The following is a 20,915-nucleotide window of genomic DNA, read 5'->3' as shown; positions in this document are numbered from 1 at the left end:
TATGAGACAGAACACGATGATATTAGCGCTGCTGTTGCTGATGACAGCGTGCGGCAGCAAGAACGAAGCAGAGAACGAAGCGGAAGAGGCAGAGGTTGAGGTAACGGATGTGACCCTGACCGACGCACAGGTGAAAAAACTGGAGATTGCGTTCGGCCCGCTGCCCATGCACGAGTTTGCGGGCGAGGTGGAGGCCAACGGCAAACTGGCCGTAGCGCCACAGAGTCAGGCATCAGTATCGCCCGTGGTGGGCGGAAATATCCGACAGATACTGGTGCACGAAGGACAGAAAGTTGCCAAGGGGCAGGTGCTGGCCACGCTGTCGCACCCCGATATGCTCGACGTGCAGAGCCGTTATCTGGATGCCCACAACCGACTGATATATGTCGGCGCCGAGTACGAACGACAGAAGAAGCTCTACAACGAGCATGTGGGCTCGGGTCGGGAGTATCAGCAGGTGACGTCGGAGTATCGCCAGTTACAGGGACAGCTGCGCACCACCGCCGCCCAGCTGCGCATGATGGGCATCAGTCCTGAGAGCGTGGCAGAGGGAAAGACGGTGACCGCCATCGCCCTGCGCGCACCTATCAGCGGCATCGTGGAGCTGATCAGCGCCCAGACGGGACAGTATGTGGACAGTCAGCAGGAGGTGTTCCACATCGTCAACTTCAACGACATCTATGCCGACCTGCTGGTATTCGAGAAGGACCTGCCTCGCATCCGTGTGGGACAGGCAGTGAACTTCGAACTGAAGTCATCGTGCGGCGACAAGTTTACGGGTAAGATTACCTCCATCGGCCGCATCTTCGACAACAACCCCAAGGCCACCCATGTGCGTGCCACCATCGAGGGGCCCGACCACGAGTTTGCCGAGGGGCTCTACCTCTGCGGCAAGATAGCCACCGACACCCAACAAGCATCTGCACTCAGCACCGAGGGCGTGGTGGACTTTGCCGGCAAGACCTACGCCTTCACCGCAACCCACGCCACCGGTCAATGGACGTTCCATCCTGTCGAGGTGACCCGCATTCGCGAGGAAAAGGGCTTCGTGGAGATCCAGCCCGCACACACGCCCCAGTCCGGCACTCAGTTTGCCCTCAGCGGCGCCTACTATATCCTCTCCGAGATGAAAAAGGCAGAAACGGGCGAGGAGGATTAATCAATGCTTGGGGATTCTTGTATATTTACTGGCCTGTAGCTTGTTTGTACTCCAGAAGTTTGTTCTGATAGTCGGCAAAGGCATCGGTATGCTTGTCGAGTGCTTGCTGGTAGAGTAGCTGTGCCTCGAGCAGGTCGCTCATTTTCGAGGTGCCGGCACGATAGTAGTTGCGGTTGAGGCGAAGGTTCTCACTGGCCTGTTCGATACTACGCTGAGCCAGTTGCAACTGCTGATAGCTCTCCTCTACCCCATTCCAGGCATTCTGCATGCGAATCTTGAGCAGTTGGGCATTATCCTCGAGCTGCTCAACGGCTTTCTGGTGCTCTATCTTTTTACGTTTGATGGTGTATGAGCCGCCCCACCAATCGCTGATAGGTACATTCACGGTGGCAAACATCATCCCAAACGAGTGGTTGTTTTCCAACAGGTTATGGTAGTTATAGCCTGCACCAACAGCTACTGTTGGCAGGTTCTGACCAACGGCCAGTTTCTTCTGCAGATTGGCAGCCTCAACCTGTTTATCCAACAACTGATACTCAGCTGTTCCAAAGAGCGCCTGATGATGATCTTGACGGGAAAGAAGTGCAGAAGGAGCATCCGACTGATAAGTGATGACAAACGACGTGTCGCGGAGGCCGCAGTATTGCGACAACAGCAGACGGACAATAGATATGCCGTTCTGCAACTTCAGACGCTGACTCTGGATATCGTTCTGACGCAGTTGTACCTGCAGCAGATCGTTACGCATGGCCACACCAGCGCGCACGGCCACATCCACATCTTTATAGATATCGCGCAGCAGGGTATCTACAGCATTGACGGTGTTCATCTTCTCCTGCAACGAGGCTAACTGCCAGAAGTATTGCTCGGCAGTCTTCTCTACCTCGTTTTCCGACAGTTGTAACTGCAAGCGACTCACCTCCTCGCCAACCTTAGCGAGTTTGTTGCCGTTGATAATCTGTCCGCCAGCAAACACGGGCTGCACAGCCATGAGCGAGCCAATGGCACCATTCTTCATCATCGAGATGCTGATGGGGTTAGCCAAGGCTGCCAATGCCTCTTGGGGCAGCGACTGAGCCAAGGCAGCACCCAACTCAGGCGAAATACTCGCTGAAGGGTTGATGGTGGTCTGCGCCATTCCCTTGTTGGCATTAAACCACAAACCAGTACCACTCACACTAGGGAAATATTTGGTAAATGCCTCCTTGCGCTGCTGTTGGGCAGCCTCAACACCATATCTGGCGCTACGGATGGCAAAGTTATTGTGCAAGGCAGAATCCTTAATCTGCTGCAAAGTATAGGTCTGCGCTACGCTAAATGATAAATGACAAATGATAAATGATAAACTTATGCAGAATCTTTTCATCGTCTGTTTCTTTTTATTAAGTTGATACTTCTCTTATTTAGTCGAAACCTTAACTACATTGAGCTTTCTCACGTTCGGAAGTGAGAGCATGCTCTTACTTCTCTCACTTAGTCGAAACCTTCCAATAAATGACGGGGAGCATGGTGACTACCATGATGAGCGAGCCGATACCACCAGCGAAGATGGTAACACCCACGGGCATCCAGAACGAACTCTGGGCGATAATCATCGGTACCACACCAACAGCTGTTGTAGCTGTAGTCAAGAAGATGGGCACCATACGGCGCTTACCGGCATCATAGGCCGCCTGACGCACAGCCAGATTATAAGCCTTGCGATCAACCGTCCAGTCGCCATTCACTGCCACATGCTGTTTAATCAAATCGATGGCATGCTCGAAAATAAGTATCTCGTTACGCATAATCATTCCCATCAGGGTGATGAGTCCGAAGATAGAAGTCAGGCCGAGGGCGCGATTCATCAGTCCGAGACCAATAAGCGCACCGGGAACCATCAGCGCCAAAGCCACCATACATACGGTTGTGACACCGTATTTCTTGAAGTTGAACAACAGGAAGAAGAATACGATAACCTCTGCGATGATGATGCCACCGAAGATCTGTGGCAGGGCTTCGTCGCCATACTCTATCTCGCCGCCCACCTCGGTGCGAACACCCTCGGGTAGCTTAATATCCTCGTTCATCATTCGGGCTATTTCCTTCTCAACAGGTGCCGTAAACACACCCTGCGCAAACTGGGCGGTAACGGTGATACAACGCTCGCCACCACGATGCATGATGCGACTCTCACTCCACTGAGGCTGCACCTTGGCAATCTGACGAAGAGGCACTGTGGAATTGGTGCTTCGCAGACCTCCAGATACCATCGACGCTGGCGATGCAATGCCTAAGTTGGCTACGTCCGAGAAGGTCATATCGGTATCGTCCTTTACCACCACAGGCAGTTCGTAATCCTTTTCCCACACCTGACCTACACGCAGGTCGGAAGATGTGGCACTGAGGGCCAACTGGGCGGTGGTACGGGTGATGCCCAACTGAGCCGATGTTACAGGATCGAGTTCGACATTGATGATGGGGTACGGCTGCAGATAGTCGGTATGTACCCACTCCAGTTCGGGCATCTTTCGCATGCGTTCCATCAGTCGTTCGGCCACAACATGCAGCGAGTCGAGGTTGTCGCCATAGAAGCGATACTCCAGTTCGGATACTTCCAGATAATCCAAGCGTTTGAACTTGACATAGGCATTGGGGAACGCCTCACTAAGCTGTGGCTGATACTGGGCCAAGAGGTCGAGTGTAGCCTTATCGCTCTTGGTGTTTACGATAAACTGGGCATAGTTATTACCAGCCATCTGGGGGGCATAGGCATCCATGAATCGGGGTGATGAACAGCCGATAAAACCAGTGATGCCTGTAATGCGTTCATCCTTCTCAAGCACGTGTTGTACAGAGTCGGCAATCACCTCGGTCTCGGCCAGTCCCTTACCCTCAGGCAAGAAAATCTCAACCGCAAACTGGTCGCGATCGGCGTATGGGAACAGACGTATCTTCAGCGTTGGAGCTATCAACGTAGAGAGCAGAATAACGCCAACACCACTACCAATCGTTAACCATGGATGGGCAAAAGTCCAATCCAGCACCTTATCGTAAGTTCTTTGAACCCAATTTGTTATCACATTTCCATTAACGCTCACTTTATCAGGTTTAATGATACGCGTCTCTAAGAACGGAATTACCGTAACGGCCAGTACCAGCGACACCATGAGGTTGATGGTAATGGTAACGGGGAAATCCTCCAGACAGTCGTGGAACATGCCTTTCATCGTAATGAGGAACGGATAGAAGATGGCGCAGATACAGATGGTGGCCAGCAGCATGGGCATAAAGTACTGGCGGGCCGACTCGATAGCTGCATCGTGCGGCTTAAAGCCTTTACCTAAGTACTCCAGATAGCCATCGATGACCACAATCGAGTTGTCGACAATCATTCCTAACACCACAATAAGTGCCGCCAGCGTCACGATGTTCAGTTCGATGCCCATCATATACATGATAGCCACGCTGACGAAGGTACTTAAAGGGATGGTGATGGCCGACACAATGGCCGAACGCAGGGGAAACAGCACCATCATCACCAGGATGATGATAGCCATCGAGATAAGTAGGTCGCGTAGAAAATCGCTCACACTCATAGCCACCACTTTAGGCTTGTCGGCAATGCGGGTAACCTTTACATCCTCAGGCAGTTCGTTCTGGCGGAAGTCGTTCAACACCTTGTCAACCTGCTGACCATACTGCACCACGTTGTTGCCCGGTGTCATCTCCATCGAGAGCAACACACAGGGATGTCCATCCTGCTCGATACGACTCGAATTAGGCTCGTACTCGCGCACCACACGGGCCACATCGCGAACACGGGCCACCTTACCCGTCACTGGGTCGGAAAAGATAATCTGGTTGGCAATCTCCTCTTCGCTATTCTCCTGAGCCTCAACGTGGATAGGAATCTGCTGGTCGTCGTCACTGATAGCACCACTCATGGTGGTGATACCCTGTGCCTGTAGGCGTGAGAAGAGCATCTGCTGACCAATGCCATAGGCCTGCAGGCGCTGGCGATCGACATAGAGCGATATCTGCTCTTTCTGTTCGCCAAACAGTTTGACGTTGGCCACAGAGGAGATGCGGCGCAAGCGGTCACTCAGGTCGTCGCTGTACTGTTTCAGTTCGCGGTAACTGCGCTGGTCACTCTCGATGGCGATGAGCAGGGCCGAAGTGTTGCCAAAGTCATCGTTCACCACAATAGCCAGCACACCACTAGGCAACTGGGCCTTAAAGCCGTTCAGTCCGTGTTTGATTTTGCTCCACACCTCGTCCTTATTGTTCACGTCATCATTCAGTTTTACCATCACGATACACATGCCGTTCTGACTCTGTGTGGTGGTTTTTACACGGTTCACCTCGCCAAAAGTAAAGAGATAACGCTCCAGCGGACGGGCCACTTGTTGTTCAACCTCCTCGCTGGTGGCACCAGGATATACTGCCACTACCACACCCTGACGGATGGTAGCATGGGGGAATTCGTCCTTCGGCATCACATACATGCCGTAGATGCCCATTACAAACAATATGCCCACGATGAGCAATGATATCGAGTAATGCTCCAATGGCCATCGGAGCCAATTAACATTCTTCATTTTAATAAACCACTTTGGTGTTTTCACTCAGTTTCTGATATCCCTCGGTAACTATGCGGCCACCCTCAGCGATGCCATCTGTGATGACAATTCGGTTGCCCATTGTCTCACCCGTACGTACGGTGGCACGGTGAGCGGTGCTGTCGTTGGCAATCGTCCATACAAACAGCGAACCATCGGCCTTACGCTGAACTGCCGTTATAGGCAGACTCATATCCTTGGTGGGTTTCTCAAAATTACCAAACTGCACGCTGGCCACCATACCAGGCAGCAGCTTTCGCTCACCATTGGCCACATGGATGCGGATATCGTAAGTATGGGTGAGCGCGTCAGCCTGCACCCCCTTCTCTATCCTACCTCCCGTAAAACTGCCATTTACAGCATCTACCTTTATGGTTGACGAGGTGTTGGCACCAATACCACTGATTTCGGCCTCGGGAATAGCCACTTTTACCTTGACGGTTGAAATATCGAGGATGCTGACTACTGCCTGCGAGGGCATGGCTGTTTCGCCTGCACTTACCAAGCGTTTGCCTACGATACCACTTACGGGGGCTACCAATCGGCAATCGGCCAGATTTTTCTTAGCCACCTCTAACTGCGACTTGGCCTGAGCCACCTTGCTCTGAATCTCCACCCATTGGACCTCTGGGAGCGATCCGTTATCATGTAGCATCTTGTATCGTGCTAAAGCATCGTTGGTCTGCGTCATCTGGGCCTCGGCACCACTTAACAGGTTACGCGCCTGCGTATCGTCCATCTCGGCTATCAGCTGACCACGACCCACTGCCTGTCCTTCGTTTACCAGCATGCGTTTTACAACACCCATGCCTGTAAAGCTTACAGCAGTAGCCTCACACTCCTCTACCATACCTACATACGTCTGACCACTCGCATTCATGGCTGTCGATACGACTTCTGTCTTTACTCTCGTAGGAGCCTTTGCATTCTGCTCCTTCTTACTTGTGCAGCTACTCACCAAAATAACCAAAAGCAACATTAAAATACTCTTATTCATAACTAAATGTAAATTTCTGTTTTCGCATTTTTTTGCAAAGGTAATGCAATATCGGTCATCATCTATGTTCGATTTCACCGCAAATATTATCAAACAAACCACATGTTCCGAAATAGAACATAAAAAACTCGATACAAAACACCAAATATGCAAAATAATGATTAATTTTGCCACATGAAACAGCAAGAAGAGATTACCATTCAGTCATTGGCCAACAATGAAGACGTCCAGATTGGCTATTCGGATAACGAAATAGTGATTGTGGACAGTATTCAGCAGTTCACTGAAACATGTAACGCTCACGTAGCCATGAATGCCGTGGTTATCTGTACCAGTGGCAAGGCGCAGGCCCAGATGAATGGCTTGCACATGGAGTTTCACAAGAATCAGGTGGCCATTATCCCGCAGAACGTGATGATTACCGATGTGATGGTAAGTCCCGACTTCGACCTGAAAGGTCTGTTCCTTACCAATAGTATCCTGCGCAGTTTCCTGAACGAGAAAATCAGCATTTGGAACGACATGATGTATATCCATCGCCAGCATATCGTAACGATGGACGAAGATGAGATTCTCTTCTACACCCACTTCTACGACATGCTCACACAGGCTATCGAACGAGGCAAGGAGAATCCGTATCACACAGAAATCATCCAGGCTCTACTCCGTTCGGCCATCCTCGGTCTTTGCGGCGCCATGAAGTGGATGCTGGCGTCAAACAATCAAGAAACGCATACGACTGACAGCCACTTCCAGCGTTTTCTCGACCTGCTGCACTCTACCGATGTGAAGCATCGCACGGTTGAGGCCTATGCTAACGACCTTTGCATTTCGCCCAAATACCTGACCACCATCTGCAAGAAGAATTCAGGCAAGACAGCCAACGAGTGGATTACAGAACATGTTTTAGAGGACATCCGTTACTACCTGAAACAGACCGACCTGAGCATGAAGCAGATATGCGACCGTCTTGGTTTCCCCAATCCCTCGTTCTTCGGCAAATACGTAAAGGATCACTTCGGCATGACACCTATAGAATTCAGAAATAGCTAAACCATAAAATAATGCATTATAAATAAATGAAAAAAATTATGATTACATGGATGCTAGTCGTTGCGACGATGACGGCATCGGCACAAACAAAAAGACAGTTGTTTGACTTCGGCTGGCAGTTTACTCACCGCTCGGCTTCACCGCTTGGCTTGTCCAAAAACGGAAAAACGCAGACCGTGGACTTACCGCATGACTGGGACATCTTCGAAGGTCCCAATGCGGGTAAAGGTGCTACAGGAACCGGCGGCGGATGGTTCGAGGCCGGTAAAGGCGAGTACCGCAAAACGTTTGCCACACCTGATGCTGAACTTGTAAAGCTACACTTCGAAGGTGTCTATCAGAAGGCAGAGGTCTTTGTGAACGGACAGAAGGCAGGACAGCACCATTATGGCTACACACCGTTCACCGTGGATGTGACACCATATATTAATAAGAACAAAAAACAGGCTAACGAGGTTGTCGTGAAGGTGGATAACTCCGAGCAGCCCAACTGCCGCTGGTATAGCGGCTCTGGTATCTACCGCCACGTGTGGTTGGAGACCATGCCCACACTGCACATTGCCAAGAACGGTGTCTTTGTCACTACCGACGAGATAACGGAAACCTCGGCCAAGGTGAATGTGAATGTGGCTATAGTGAACGAGTCAGACCACCAGCGCAAATTATCACTGATAGTTAACGGCAAAAGAAATCATATCACACTGGCAGCTGGAGAAGCAGTAGATTTTCATGCCTTTTACATGGTGGACAATCCTAAATTGTGGTCTCCCGACACACCATACCTGTATCAGGCCCATGTGGCTATTGAGGAGAACAGACAAATCATTGACGAAAAAAATATCAGCTACGGCATCCGCTCTTTCTCGTTTGATGCAAAGAACGGCTTTATGCTCAATGGTAAAAAAATGCTCATCAATGGTGCCTGCGTACACCACGACGACGGTGTGCTAGGTGCTATGGCCTTCGACGATGCAGAAATCCGTAAAGTACGTCAGATGAAGAAGGCAGGCTTCAACCTTATCCGCACCTCGCACAATCCCACGACGCGTGCCTTTCTCGACGCTTGCGACTCGATAGGGATGCTCGTTATCGACGAGGCCTTCGACGGCTGGCGCACACAGAAGAATCCATACGACTACTCGACCGTCATAGACTCCTGCTTCCGCCAAGATATCCACGCTATGGTGCTGCGCGACCGCAACCACCCGAGTGTCATCTCGTGGAGCATAGGCAACGAGGTGATCGAGCGTAAGGACATCCGCGTGGTCTATACCGCCCGACAGATGAAACAGGCTATTCACGAACATGACAAGACACGCCCCGTTACCGAGGCACTCTGCGCCTGGGACCGCGACTGGGAAATCTACGACCCGCATGCCGAGGTGCTCGACGTGGCAGGCTACAACTACATGATCTTCAAACACGCCTCTGATCATAAGCGTGACCCCAAGCGTGTCATCTGGCAGACAGAGAGCTATCCGCGTGATGCCTTCCGTAACTGGGCCGTGGTGAACGATTTCCCCTACGTCGTGGGGGATATCGTGTGGACTGGCCTCGACTATCTGGGCGAGAGTGGCATCGGTCGCAACTATTATAAAGGTGAGCGCGAGGGCGAGTCGTGGATTGAAGGCGGACAGCCAGAATGGCACGGCGCTCCCTGCGGTGATGTAGATATCACCGGTTGGCGCAAACCCATTAGCCACTATCGCGAGATGCTGTGGCTGAAGGACACGCCACTCTACATGGCTGTGAAAGAGCCCAATGGCTACCACGGCGAGATTCACACCACGATGTGGAGCGTCTGGCCCACATGGGAGTCGTGGACATGGCCCGGTTGGGAAGGTAAAACCGTCGAAGTAGAAGTCTACACCCGTCAACCCGAAGTAAAATTGTATCTTAACGACCAACTCATCGGCACGAAGCGGGTAAGCCGCGAAACTGAGTTCAAGGCTGTATTCCCCGTACCCTATAAGGCCGGAACTCTCCGCGCCGAGGCCGGTGGCGAGAGCGTGACGCTGAAGACTGCTGGCGAACCAGCCCGTCTGTGTCTTACCCCCGACCGCACCGTGATGGCTGCCGATGGTCAGTCGCTTACCTTTATCACCATCGAGGTGGTTGACAAGGATGGAACGCCTGTACCAGAAGCCGCAATAGACTGTGAGGCTGTCGTCAAGGGAGCAGGCAACCTGTTAGCCTTTGCTTCTGCCGATTTGAAGGATACAGAGCCTTACACCTCACCACGCACTAAGACGTGGAAAGGCCGCGCCCTCCTCGTCGTCCGCAGCACGCAGAAGAAAGGCTCCGTCAACGTGAGTATCAAGAGCCCATTGCCCACCGCCAGCCTATCGCTGAAGAGCAAATAACTATGACGTTATGAACATCGAACAAGTTCGAGACTACACGTTGTCACTCTACGGCGTGACAGAAGACCAGCCGTTTGGCGATGACATCTTGACCTTCCGATTGGAAGGGAAGATATATACCCTTCATACGTGTGAAGAAACGGGCGAAAGTGGTGACTTCGGCGAAATGGAGTTGTTCGGAGACCTGGGTGATGCTCATCGAAGTCTGGCGCAATAAGAAGTGAGCGCAGAGCCAAATTCGCTTGCGCTCGGCTTTGCCACTTGCTCAGCAAGAACTCTGCCGAGTCTCGACTGAGGTCGAAAGAAGTTCAACCCGCTTAAACTCTAATAAATCATAAAATCCCAAGGCGAAATAACATTGCTTTGGGATTTTTTTTTATATTTGCACAGAACAAATATTAACCAAAACAAAAATGATTATGGAAATCAAAGCAATCCGGATGTTCGACGGCGGTTTCATGAACCAGCCGTTTGCCTTTGGCGGTGAAGAAGGCAAGGACATGTTCGACGAGCAGATCATCTACCGCAGCAGTCTGCAGAACTTTCTCATCGACACAGGTAACGAAGTGATACTGGTTGACACAGGCTTCAAGACCGGCATGTCAGTTCCTGCCAAGAAGCTGGGTGCTCCGCTCTACATGGGCGAAAAGGTGAAGGACTATATGGACGGGCTTGCCGAGCTGGGCTACAAACCCGAGCAGGTGACAAAGATTCTCATCACTCACAAGCACCCCGACCACTCTGACTGCATCAGCGAGTTCCCAAACGCCAAGGTCTATATCTCACCCGAGGATGCCGACGCAATGAAACTCGAAGGAGAAAACATTATCCGTGCCGAATACAAGGAATCGTATAAGAACTTTCCACGTGCAGAGAAGGTGACTGACGGCATTTGGTATATCGAGGCAAAGGGACACACCAAGGGCAACAGTATCATCATTGCTGAAAGCGACGGTCTCTTCTATATGTTCCATGGTGACGTGACTTATTGCGATGCCGCCCTGAAGGCCAATAAGCTCAGCATCGTATTTGAGGATATCGAGGCAGCCCGCGTGACCCTCGACCGTGTTCGCGAGTTCATCCAGCAGAACCCCACCGTTTACCTCTCTACCCACTGCCCAGAGGGCTATGAGAACCTGGAGATGAAACGCATGATGAAGCTATAAGTACCACTAATAAATCATAAAATCCCAAGGCAATATCGATTTGCCTTGGGATTTTTTTGTAGATGTGAGTGGCATGCAAATTCCATGGCAGTCCTTTCATCGGTCATCATTCTTCTTGAACTTATTCTTCAAACGTTTGTAGCCCTCCACACCAAGAATCGTAAGACCTCCATACTGACAGGTTTTTGCCAATCCGAACAGGACAGTCCATAAGATTCCCTTTGCAGCCACACTTATCGGTAGCAGCATCTGGGCGAAGGAAAGGATATAGAAAGGTATCTACGACCAGGTGGTGGTCATTCTGCGCGAGGCTGGTAAGACCATTGTAGAGAACCCAAGCGTGATGACCAACCCCACGCTGGAGAAACTGAACGAGGGCGTGAAGATTGCCCCGAGAGAACGAGGTGGCTGGCTGTGATGGTCAGCCATCATTTTTGCAACCGAGTTGCGAGACCAGTGACGTACCTTTGTACCCTGTAAACAAATGAAAAAGATTATGGCAGACAAGATTAAGAGCTCATACAAGTTTAGTAAGAGTTTCTATGACGATGCAATCACGCAGGGCAAGTGGTGGAGTAAACTTTATTTCAAGTTGCTTTGGGGCGGCGTGGATGACAACGAGATTGCCCGTAGGGTTCTGGATTGGATTCCCGATGATTTCAAGGTCAAGGCTGCGATTGAGCGAGAGCAGAGCGGTGCTCGCATCGACTCTGCAGAGCGTGAGCAGGCTCGATCGAAGATCAAGTTGCTCGACGTACCCGTGGGTACTGCTGTGTTCACTACAGAGAAATACAGACGGATGAAACAGGCCGACATCACCTGTCTGGACTATAGCCGCGATATGCTGGAGCAGGCTGAGTACAGATTCCGTGGAGCTGGTATCACCAACATCAAGACGATGCAGGGTGATGTCGGCGCACTGCCTTTCGAAGACGAGACGTTCGATTATGTGCTCTGCATGAACGGTTTGCATGTGTTTCCCAACAAGGATAAGGCATACTCGGAGATCCTGAGAACCTTGAAGCCAGGCGGCGAACTGTTAGCCTGCTTCTACGTCGCCGGAGAACAGAAGGCTGCCGACTGGCTTGCTAAAACCGTCATGACCCGCATGGGCTGGTTTACCCCACCCTTCGACACAGTCAACGATGTACGTAAGCGGCTGGAGCCTTATTACGACATTCTCGACTTCCACGTAGAGGGGGCCATGCTATATTTCAGGGCTAGGAAGAGACCGTAATTCCCTTATCTTAAGAAATCACATTCTTTTATAGAGGCAATAAGGAAGGGCTTTATATAATATCGCCAGGATGTGCCAGCGATTCACCCCGCAGACCGCCAACTGAGGTGATAGCGACAAGATGGCCTCTGCCCTGTTGTTCAAAAATACGGTAGAACATATCGACAACAAACGTCCATCCTACGACATTGGTGTCAATGGTCCGTCGCTCTATGGATATCTGCAATTTGACGGCAAAGATACAGAAAGTTCTCAAAAAGGTTATAAAGCCACAACCTTTTTTGTATTATTTAACTAGACACTCATGCTCATTATTTCAAAAGATTTAGTAATTTTGCACCCGTGATTCACAATTATAATATTAAGACTAACATGAAGAAACTATTCATTCTTTCAATGATGGCAGCCACGATGATTGCCGCTTCAGCACAAAACAAGAAAGTGTCCATTCTGGGCGACTCGTATTCCACCTTCCAAGGCATCATCCCTGCCAATTACTCATCGTTCTACCCCAACGACAGAAACGATGTCGTGGAAGTTGAACAGACCTGGTGGAGCCTTTACATCAAAGCCAAAGGCTATCAGTTAGAGAAAAACAATTCATGGGGCGGAACCACCATCTGCGGTACAGGTTACGGCGGAATGGACTTCTCGCGTAACAACTTTATTGCACGTGTTGACAGCTTGGGTAGTCCTGACATCATTTTTGTGTTTGGCGGCACAAACGACGCTTGGGCAAACTCGCCCGTTGGCGAATATCAATATGCAGATTGGACTAAGGAGGACTGCAAGAACTTCCGTCCCGCACTCGCCTGCCTGCTTGATAAGCTACAGAAGCGCTATCCAGAGGCCGCTATTTACTCGTTGCTTAATTCTGAACTGCGGGAGCCAATTAACGAGTCGATGCGCGAAATCTGCAAGCACTATAACGTTCAGCTCATTGAACTCCACGATATTGACAAGCAGAATGGTCACCCCTCTATCAGTGGCATGAAAAGCATCTGCGATCAATTGCTTGAAGCTATCCAATGACCTGCTGCAGCTGTTGCCGTGTGTCGTCGTGGTGGCGGTACGGCTGTATTCCAGACACTGAGAATGAGTCTGGGCTATCTTTCTTTCGAATCTCTCTGATTTTCCTTGATGACGGTGCAAAGGTGCATCACATCATCGTCGAAAGATTCCTTATTGATAGCTTTGTTCTTTATGACGGAGCGGCAGTTGTAAATGGTCTGATTTGAGAGGAAAAGCAGACCGGCAATGTCGGCTGTGTTCTTTACACCAAGACGAATAAGGGCGAAGGTACGCAATTCTGTAGTCAATGTGTGGGGCGACTTTTGCTGAATACGGCCGGACACATGTAGCAAGGCATTGAACTCATCAACGAATGTTGGATAGAGTTCCAGAAATGCCTTGTCGAAGCGCGTGAGGAATGTGGCGGCGTCCTCCTCTGAGATGCGGGTCGATGAGATAATCTGCAAGAGCTCCTGAGTCTGATTGGCCTTAATCTTGCGTTTCACAAGCGTCTGATATTTACCCAGTTTGTCGATGTACTTGGCGCAGAGGTCAATATAGATACTTGCCAGTCCCTCGCGCCGCTTGTTGGTATCGACGAGTCGCTGGTTGAGTTCATGCAGTTGAGTGTTTAGCTCCGCCTGTCGTTCATTGCTGTCGGCTAACTGACGACGATGAACTTTCAGTTTGCGATTCTGACGCAGAATAAGATAGGTGGTAAACAAGATGGCCACGACCAACAATGAGATGAAGATGATGCTATAACGCAGGCGGTGGTTCTGTTTCTCTACCCTTGCCTGATAGGTGGTAGTGATCTGAGGCAGGATGCGCGAAATCTCCAGAATGCGCAGGCGGTTGTTATAGAACTTAGCATCCTCCATCGACACACTGATATAGCGCTCAGCCCGTTCCACCTCGCTCTCTCCCTTTTCAAACAGCCGTGTGGCCAGTATCTGCAGAGCTACGGCCTCCATGGTACAACTGCGCAGATCAGCCAGGGCTGCGCGAATAAGGTGCTCTTCGTATTTATCCTCATCATGCTCGTAATTCAAATAATTATTTGCCAGCGCATAGCTGGTCATGGCATAGATGCGTGAGCTGTCACTTTCCTTCTTTATGACTGTCTGATAGTATTGGCGGGCTTTCATGGCATCATGATTAAGATAGGAATAGTACTCTCCCTGATAATAATCGTAAAGTGGATTATCCTTATCAAGATACGCCAAACCTTTTTCAAAATAGTCCATAGTCTTTTGCCAATACACCTCAGCAAAAGGAGTGTTCTGACTGTAGGACGACCAATAGGAGTAGACCTTAGAAATCACCATATAGAACTTGAAAAGCATCTGACGCTCCATGTCGCGTGTGTCAAGAGGAGCCAAGCACTCAGTTGCCTCAGAATACAATCCACCGATAGCAAGGATCTCTGCCCGATAGATTGTGAACAGCTTGGTATAATAAGCATTGCCGTGCATGTTGGCAAGTGTCAGTCCCCAATCGGCATAGTACATGGCCGAATCGAATTTGAACACATGATACTCATTATACAGGTCGTCGATTATCTTCAAGACGGCTGTGTTGTCACGCTCCTTCGCTAACTTATCTTTCAGGTTGTTGATGCGCCCTTCTTTTTCGCGGATATACTGGGCTCTCTGAGCTATTGTTGCATCAAGCTCATGAAGTAACAGTTCTGTGCCTGCCATCGATGTCAGAGACAGCGACAGAAATAGTGAGACTATATAGAATCTGAGCATACTCTTTTGGTTTTGGCGGCAAAAGTACGAATATAAATCAAATAGGCCAATTTTACCTAGACATTTTTAATATTTATTATAAGTGTCAGATTATCAGAACAATAATCAAAAGACATTTTTCCAGATGTTTACTACTGGTTTACTGAAAGGAACAATCATAGAATTATATATGTACCTTTGCCGCAAAATTTAATAATCATTCTAAACTTAAAACAATTTTAATTATGAGCAAAATGAATACATTCGACGACAACAGAAGCCGCTCTGTATGCAAAGAGCCTCTGAACAGACGCTTGATGATCAGTCTGCTTGCGCTGCTGATGCCATTAAGCATCCTTGCCCAGGACATCATGGTGCAGGGTGTCGTAAAGGACCAAACGGGTGAGTCCGTGATTGGTGCCACAGTCATGCAAAAGGGAACGAACAACGGAACCGTTACCGACTTTGACGGTAAGTTCTCACTAAACGTTTCCTCTAAAGCCACTCTTGTTTTCTCTTATATCGGCTACGTCACACAGGAGGTAGCGGTAAATGGTAAAAGCAACATGGAAATCGTGTTGGCAGACGACCATCAGGTGCTTAGCGAAGTGGTGGTTGTCGGTTATGGAACAATGGACAAGAAGGAGCTGACATCGGCCATCTCGCATGTGGGCGAAGAAAACTTCCTCACAGTGAGTTCGCTCGACCCTTCGATGATGATTCAAGGCAAAGTGCCTGGTGTGTCTATTACAAACACTGGTGCCGGCGACCCCAACAATCAGGCAAGCATCCAGATTCGCGGTGTCAGCTCGCGTTCGGCAGGCCTGGGGCCACTCATCGTTATCGATGGTGTGCCTGGCGGCAACCTGACCAACATTAACCCCAACGACATCGCGTCGTTCGACATCTTGAAAGACGGTGCCGCATCTGCCATTTATGGTACACGCGGTTCTAACGGTGTTATCGTTGTGACTACCAAGAAGGGCAGCAAGGACGGACAGGCACATGCCACCTACTCTTCCCAGTTGTCGTGGGACTTTATCAATAAGGAACTGGATATGATGAACGCAGAGGACTACCGCAAGGTACGCCTCGAAAATGGCGATACTGGCGTTGACTTAGGCGGTAACGTAGACTGGCTGGATGAGGTGAGTCGTACCGGTTTTACGCAGCAACACACGCTGACCCTGAGCGGTGGCAACGACAAGAGTAACTATCGTGTGAGCGCCGACTACCGTAAAGCACATGGTATTGACCTGCGTTCCGGTCGTGAGGAATATGGTGCACGAGCAGCTATCATGCACACCTCAAAGGGCGGACTGCTGACCTTCACGGCAAACATCGCACCACGCATCATCTATCGTGACCAGGCCGACTGGGGTGTATTCAAAGATGCCATCGAGGCCAACCCCACCACACCAATTATGGATCCTAATGACCCTATACGCTATTATAATTTCCAAGGACAGGTGGTGGGCAGTAACCCCATAGAGCGTCAACGCTTAGAGACGGATCACGGCGATACCAAGCTTCTTGACTGGGATGCCACCGTGAAACTGAATATCCTGCCGCTCTTCCTCAAGAACAATCAGGGCAACCAAACACTGACCACGCAGCTGATGTTTGCCGACCACCAATATGACAATAATAACAGCTGGTTCCGTCCGTCAACCAGTACGCAAGCCATCAACAATGGTCGCGAGGGCGAAGCAAATCGCTCTTACAAGAAGGAAAGCCAGTATGTGTTAGAGTGGCTGACCAACTATACAGGCAGCTTTGGCAAACACCACGTAAAAGGAATGGCTGGCTACAGTTATCAGTACTCACGGTATTCTGGCTTCAATGCAGAAAACAAAGACTTCCCCAACGACGGTCTCGGTCCCGACAACCTTGGCTCGGGTGAATACGCAAAGGAAGAAGGTGAAGTGCTGATGGGAAGTTACAAAAACGACTCGAAACTGATAGCATTCCTGGGACGCGTGAGCTATGATTACGACGGAAAATACCTCTTCACTGCATCGCTGCGTCATGAGGGGTCTTCAAAGTTCGGTGCCGACAACAAATGGGGTAACTTCCCCGCAGTATCTGCCGGCTGGCGAATCTCTTCAGAGAAGTTCATGGAGAATATGACATGGATTGACGATCTGAAACTGCGCGCAGACTTTGGTGTGACAGGTAATCAGGATTTCGGCAGTTATCTGTCATTGAACACGATGGCGGGTTTCGGCTACTACTATTACAACGGTAAGTACTTCCAGGTATGGGGCCCATCGAAGAATGTAAACCCCGACCTGAAATGGGAGAAAGGTAAGAACTGGAACATCGGTATCGACTTTACGCTGCTGAACGGCCGTGTATATGGCTCGTTCAACTATTTCAGCCGACGTCAGCAAGATCTGCTGGGTAATTATAGAGTATCAGTACCACCCTATCTGCATGCAGAGACGTTTGTAAATGTGGGTACGATGAAGAATACCGGTTTCGAGCTCGACCTGAATTTCCAGGCAGTCAAGACCAAGAACTTCAACTACGACATCAACGTCATCGGCAGCACTATGAACAACAAGTTTGTTGACTTCAGCAATTCCGAGTTTGTGGGACAGGACTACTATGACGTGTGTGGCACAGAAGCCCCCTATCCATATTATAATCTGCAACGCATTGAAAAGGGAAAGTCGCTGGGAAACTTCTATATGTGGAAATATGCCGGTCATAACTCGGATGGCGAGTGGCTGGTATACGACAAGGATGGTGACATTATCCGCGCCTCACAGGCTAACGATGGTGACCGCCAGAATGTAGGCAACGGTATGCCTAAGTTCACCATGTCGATGACCCACAGCTTCCGCTATCGCAACTTCGATCTCACGCTGTTCTTCCGCGGTGCATTCTTCTACGACATTTTCAACATTCATGATTTCTACTATGGTACCCGAAACTTCACCGGCAATCACCTGAAAAAGGCATACGATAAGAACTTTGCAATAGCCCCAACAGTCAACCCCGTGGTTTGTGACTACTTCCTGGAGCGTGGCGACTACCTGAAACTCGACATGGCAACCATAGGCTACACATTCTACCCGAAGAATTGGAGATTCTTAGATCGTATCCGTCTCTACGCTACGGGTAAGAACCTTATCACACTTACCAAGTTCAGCGGTGTAGATCCATCGACCTATCAGGTTAACGGCCTCACCCCCGGTGCCAACGGCTCGCGTACTTACTTCCCCTCAACACGTCAGCTTATCGTTGGCTTACAGGTGGATTTCTAAAACGAAGAGCGAACAATAAATAGTGAAAAGTGATGAATAACTTGTAAACTAAGAATACAATGAAACCCATACATTATATATTTGCCGCAGCCATCGGTATGACCGCATTGACAGGCTGCACCAATCTGGACGAGACACTCTACGACCAGGTGGGAACACAGAACTACTACAACACGAAAAACGACGTGGTACGTGCAACATTCCGTCCTTTCGAACATGCTTTCTGGAGCATACAGAGCCGGCATGTGCTTAATGAACTGAGTGCCGACCAGCTTATCACCCCCACCCGAGACGGTTGGTGGGACGACGGTGGCAGATGGCGCCGTCTGCACTACCATCAGTGGGACGTAGAAGATGCTGGCGACGCAGAAACAGAATGGAACGGCTGTTTTCAAGGCATCATGCAGTGTAACTATGTGATAGAAGACCTCGAAAAGCTCGATGCCTCAAAATTCGGATTCTCTACAGCAGAGTTCGATAACCTAAAGGCACAGTGCCGTGTACTGAGAGCATGGTTCTACATACGTCTGCTCGACGCATTCCGTCATGTTCCTCTGGCCGTCAGTTTTAACGACATTAGCAAGAACACCGAGACACAAGTGGAGCCCCGTGTCATCTACGACTTCATCGAGAGTGAACTGAAAGAATGCCTGCCACTACTGGCCGAGAAGACATCACTGGGCGGTGGTAACGGCACCATACAGGGACAATGGACCAAGGCCGGTGCAGCAGCCCTGCTGGTACGACTCTATCTGAACGCACAGGTATATATCGGCGAGGAACACTATACGGAGTGTGCCCAAATAGCCCAAGAGGTTCTTGACGGGAAATATGGCAAGTATCAGGTGGCCGACCGTTGGGATGCTGCCTTCGACTGGAACAACGACGAGTGCGACGAGGTCATCTTCGGCTTCCCTGCAGCACCTGGCTATAGCTACTGGCACTATCAGGGAGACACCTATTGGTGGACAACGCCATCGCAGGTTCATCACTATTTGAACGACTCAAGAAGCAAGGGTGGATTACACAATACGAAGTATGCTGCCTCACCCAGCTATGCGCCCAATGGGAAACTGCTGAACTTTGAACTGGGCATGCCTATCCAGAAGTTCCGTAAATATGACGGTGACCTGCGTCTGAAGCTATACAAGAACCTTGGAGACAGTCGACGTGAGGGTATGTTCTTCTTCGGCTCTCTGGAATATACCGACGAGTCGGGAGCAACCAAGCGTGTCAAGGCACCAGAGGTGGATTATGAACTCTACATCCGCGATGCAGTAGGCAAGTTCCAAGGCATGGCCCCCAACCAATGGCTGACAGAGAGCAGCAGCACGCTACGCGACGGCGACCATAACTCGGGCTGGCATTTCGCCAAATACCCATTCTACAGCGATGAGGATACCCACCAGATGGAGAGCGACTATACGGAGATTCGTTTGCCAGAAATCATCTACTCACTGGCAGAATGTAAGTTGCGCCAAGGTCAGACGGCAGAAGCCGCACGACTGCTCAACAGCGTACGCAGACGCAACTACCCTGCCGACAAACAGGCACAGGCACTTTACGCACCGGAGGGATCTGCTATACTCGACATGAATGAGATGCTCGACGAATGGGGACGTGAATTCTTCGCAGAGAGCCGTCGCCGAGTGGATCTCATACGCTATGGGAAATTCTCTAATAGTACATGGTGGGATAAGAGCGCCGATGCAGACAAACATACGGAGATATTCCCCATTATGCGTACTATTCTGAACGCTAATCTCAATCTGGTTCAGAATCCAGGCTATAATAAGTAAGAGTAAATAAAGTAGAGTTATATGAAACTGAATCGTTTATTTTCCGCACTGGTCTTAATGGTACTGACAATCGGTATGACCAGCTGCGACGGTGAGAAGGATCTCATCATTATCGATGGCAATCTGCCCATCAAAACATCAACATTATATATGGTTGGAGATGCTACGCCCGCAGGTTGGGATATCGGGAACCCCACGGCTTTGGAGGCGACTGCTGACGATCCCCTCGTATTCCAATGGGAAGGACAACTTAACACTGGTGAAATGAAACTGTGTCTCAGCACCGGTGACTGGGGGGCTCCTTTTATCCGTCCTACCGTGAATGGAACGGAGATTAGTCGGACAGCTATCAACGCAGCAGGCTTTGCCATGCATGCCGGGGATCCTGATGACAAATGGAAGATTGTTGAGGCGGGTAAATACCGTCTGACTTTCGACTTGCGCAACTGGACCATGTCGACCACATTCTTAGGTGATTGAAAAGATGACGACAACGGCATTGGCAACAAGACTTAAATATAATT

General features: G+C 50.0%; 17 protein-coding genes. 11 read left to right on the top strand and 6 right to left on the bottom strand.

Features of this window, described 5'->3' with window-relative positions:
* Position 1 precedes the first annotated feature (1 nt).
* Positions 2–1,159 (top strand): efflux RND transporter periplasmic adaptor subunit, encoded by a 1,158-nt coding sequence (locus T325_RS07220; protein ID WP_036911933.1) that lies wholly within the window; start codon positions 2–4, stop codon positions 1,157–1,159.
* A gap of 25 nt (positions 1,160–1,184) precedes the next feature.
* Here T325_RS07220 and T325_RS07215 read toward each other — a convergent pair whose 3' ends face one another.
* The 3 genes from T325_RS07215 to T325_RS07205 form a co-directional block, all read right to left on the bottom strand.
* The gene (locus T325_RS07215; protein WP_036911930.1) at positions 1,185–2,525 is read right to left on the bottom strand and encodes a TolC family protein; all 1,341 of its coding nucleotides are present in this window, start codon (positions 2,523–2,525) and stop codon (positions 1,185–1,187) included.
* Between the two features lie 103 nt (positions 2,526–2,628).
* A complete protein-coding gene (locus tag T325_RS07210; protein ID WP_036911927.1) occupies positions 2,629–5,739 on the bottom strand; it encodes an efflux RND transporter permease subunit in 3,111 nt (1,036 codons plus the stop codon).
* A 1-nt stretch (position 5,740) separates the two neighbouring features.
* Positions 5,741–6,757, bottom strand: coding sequence for an efflux RND transporter periplasmic adaptor subunit (locus T325_RS07205; protein ID WP_036911924.1), 1,017 nt, complete (start codon positions 6,755–6,757; stop codon positions 5,741–5,743).
* 174 nt (positions 6,758–6,931) lie between these two features.
* Between T325_RS07205 and T325_RS07200 the strand changes: the two genes are divergently transcribed.
* The 4 genes from T325_RS07200 to T325_RS07185 all read left to right on the top strand — a co-directional run bounded on the left by T325_RS07200 (position 6,932) and on the right by T325_RS07185 (position 11,339).
* Positions 6,932–7,810 carry a helix-turn-helix domain-containing protein gene (locus tag T325_RS07200; protein ID WP_036911921.1) on the top strand — a complete coding sequence of 293 codons (879 nt, stop codon included), beginning with the start codon at positions 6,932–6,934 and terminating at the stop codon, positions 7,808–7,810.
* Positions 7,811–7,848: 38 nt separating this feature from the next.
* A complete protein-coding gene (locus T325_RS07195; protein ID WP_231622208.1) occupies positions 7,849–10,173 on the top strand; it encodes a glycoside hydrolase family 2 TIM barrel-domain containing protein in 2,325 nt (774 codons plus the stop codon).
* A gap of 10 nt (positions 10,174–10,183) precedes the next feature.
* A complete protein-coding gene (locus T325_RS07190; RefSeq protein WP_036911915.1) occupies positions 10,184–10,390 on the top strand; it encodes an MmcQ/YjbR family DNA-binding protein in 207 nt (68 codons plus the stop codon).
* Positions 10,391–10,592: 202 nt separating this feature from the next.
* Positions 10,593–11,339 carry an MBL fold metallo-hydrolase gene (locus T325_RS07185; protein ID WP_036913471.1) on the top strand — a complete coding sequence of 249 codons (747 nt, stop codon included), beginning with the start codon at positions 10,593–10,595 and terminating at the stop codon, positions 11,337–11,339.
* A gap of 96 nt (positions 11,340–11,435) precedes the next feature.
* Here the strand turns inward: T325_RS07185 and T325_RS07180 are convergent, their stop codons facing one another.
* Positions 11,436–11,618, bottom strand: coding sequence for a hypothetical protein (locus tag T325_RS07180; RefSeq protein WP_051949772.1), 183 nt, complete (start codon positions 11,616–11,618; stop codon positions 11,436–11,438).
* Between the two features lie 10 nt (positions 11,619–11,628).
* Here T325_RS07180 and T325_RS12975 point away from each other — a divergent pair, with 10 nt between their 5' ends.
* Positions 11,629–11,757: a hypothetical protein gene (locus tag T325_RS12975; RefSeq protein ID WP_255327772.1), complete on the top strand. Its 129-nt coding sequence runs from the start codon at positions 11,629–11,631 to the stop codon at positions 11,755–11,757.
* Positions 11,758–11,835: 78 nt separating this feature from the next.
* Positions 11,836–12,576, top strand: coding sequence for a class I SAM-dependent methyltransferase (locus T325_RS07175; RefSeq protein ID WP_036913467.1), 741 nt, complete (start codon positions 11,836–11,838; stop codon positions 12,574–12,576).
* A 52-nt stretch (positions 12,577–12,628) separates the two neighbouring features.
* On the opposite strand, the gene T325_RS13020 is transcribed toward T325_RS07175, so the two are convergent.
* Positions 12,629–12,832: a Rossmann-fold NAD(P)-binding domain-containing protein gene (locus tag T325_RS13020; RefSeq protein ID WP_317039568.1), complete on the bottom strand. Its 204-nt coding sequence runs from the start codon at positions 12,830–12,832 to the stop codon at positions 12,629–12,631.
* 116 nt (positions 12,833–12,948) lie between these two features.
* Between T325_RS13020 and T325_RS07170 the strand changes: the two genes are divergently transcribed.
* Complete coding sequence (locus T325_RS07170) at positions 12,949–13,608, top strand: SGNH/GDSL hydrolase family protein (RefSeq protein WP_036911912.1); 660 nt, start codon at positions 12,949–12,951, stop codon at positions 13,606–13,608.
* A 74-nt stretch (positions 13,609–13,682) separates the two neighbouring features.
* Here the strand turns inward: T325_RS07170 and T325_RS07165 are convergent, their stop codons facing one another.
* Positions 13,683–15,341: a DUF6377 domain-containing protein gene (locus T325_RS07165; protein ID WP_036911910.1), complete on the bottom strand. Its 1,659-nt coding sequence runs from the start codon at positions 15,339–15,341 to the stop codon at positions 13,683–13,685.
* 296 nt (positions 15,342–15,637) lie between these two features.
* Between T325_RS07165 and T325_RS07160 the strand changes: the two genes are divergently transcribed.
* Genes T325_RS07160 through T325_RS07150 form a run of 3 tightly spaced genes read left to right on the top strand, consistent with a single transcriptional unit; the run spans position 15,638 to position 20,871 of the window.
* Positions 15,638–18,592: a SusC/RagA family TonB-linked outer membrane protein gene (locus T325_RS07160; RefSeq protein WP_051949844.1), complete on the top strand. Its 2,955-nt coding sequence runs from the start codon at positions 15,638–15,640 to the stop codon at positions 18,590–18,592.
* A gap of 59 nt (positions 18,593–18,651) precedes the next feature.
* Positions 18,652–20,391, top strand: coding sequence for a RagB/SusD family nutrient uptake outer membrane protein (locus tag T325_RS07155; protein WP_036911907.1), 1,740 nt, complete (start codon positions 18,652–18,654; stop codon positions 20,389–20,391).
* Positions 20,392–20,448: 57 nt separating this feature from the next.
* A complete protein-coding gene (locus T325_RS07150) occupies positions 20,449–20,871 on the top strand; it encodes a SusF/SusE family carbohydrate-binding protein (protein ID WP_051949771.1) in 423 nt (140 codons plus the stop codon).
* Positions 20,872–20,915 lie beyond the last annotated feature (44 nt).

It is taken from the genome of Prevotella sp. FD3004 (genome assembly GCF_000746155.1).
In the GTDB taxonomy this organism is placed as follows: domain Bacteria; phylum Bacteroidota; class Bacteroidia; order Bacteroidales; family Bacteroidaceae; genus Prevotella.
This window is presented reverse-complemented; position numbering and strand designations above follow the sequence as displayed.

Coding starts and splice junctions, on each gene's coding strand:
- T325_RS07220 (WP_036911933.1), top strand. CDS start 2: ATGAGACAGAACACGATGATATTAGCGCTGCTGTTGCTGATGACAGCG.
- T325_RS07215 (WP_036911930.1), bottom strand. CDS start 2,525: ATGAAAAGATTCTGCATAAGTTTATCATTTATCATTTGTCATTTATCA.
- T325_RS07210 (WP_036911927.1), bottom strand. CDS start 5,739: ATGAAGAATGTTAATTGGCTCCGATGGCCATTGGAGCATTACTCGATA.
- T325_RS07205 (WP_036911924.1), bottom strand. CDS start 6,757: ATGAATAAGAGTATTTTAATGTTGCTTTTGGTTATTTTGGTGAGTAGC.
- T325_RS07200 (WP_036911921.1), top strand. CDS start 6,932: ATGAAACAGCAAGAAGAGATTACCATTCAGTCATTGGCCAACAATGAA.
- T325_RS07195 (WP_231622208.1), top strand. CDS start 7,849: ATGATTACATGGATGCTAGTCGTTGCGACGATGACGGCATCGGCACAA.
- T325_RS07190 (WP_036911915.1), top strand. CDS start 10,184: ATGAACATCGAACAAGTTCGAGACTACACGTTGTCACTCTACGGCGTG.
- T325_RS07185 (WP_036913471.1), top strand. CDS start 10,593: ATGGAAATCAAAGCAATCCGGATGTTCGACGGCGGTTTCATGAACCAG.
- T325_RS07175 (WP_036913467.1), top strand. CDS start 11,836: ATGGCAGACAAGATTAAGAGCTCATACAAGTTTAGTAAGAGTTTCTAT.
- T325_RS07170 (WP_036911912.1), top strand. CDS start 12,949: ATGAAGAAACTATTCATTCTTTCAATGATGGCAGCCACGATGATTGCC.
- T325_RS07165 (WP_036911910.1), bottom strand. CDS start 15,341: ATGCTCAGATTCTATATAGTCTCACTATTTCTGTCGCTGTCTCTGACA.
- T325_RS07160 (WP_051949844.1), top strand. CDS start 15,638: ATGATCAGTCTGCTTGCGCTGCTGATGCCATTAAGCATCCTTGCCCAG.
- T325_RS07155 (WP_036911907.1), top strand. CDS start 18,652: ATGAAACCCATACATTATATATTTGCCGCAGCCATCGGTATGACCGCA.
- T325_RS07150 (WP_051949771.1), top strand. CDS start 20,449: ATGGTACTGACAATCGGTATGACCAGCTGCGACGGTGAGAAGGATCTC.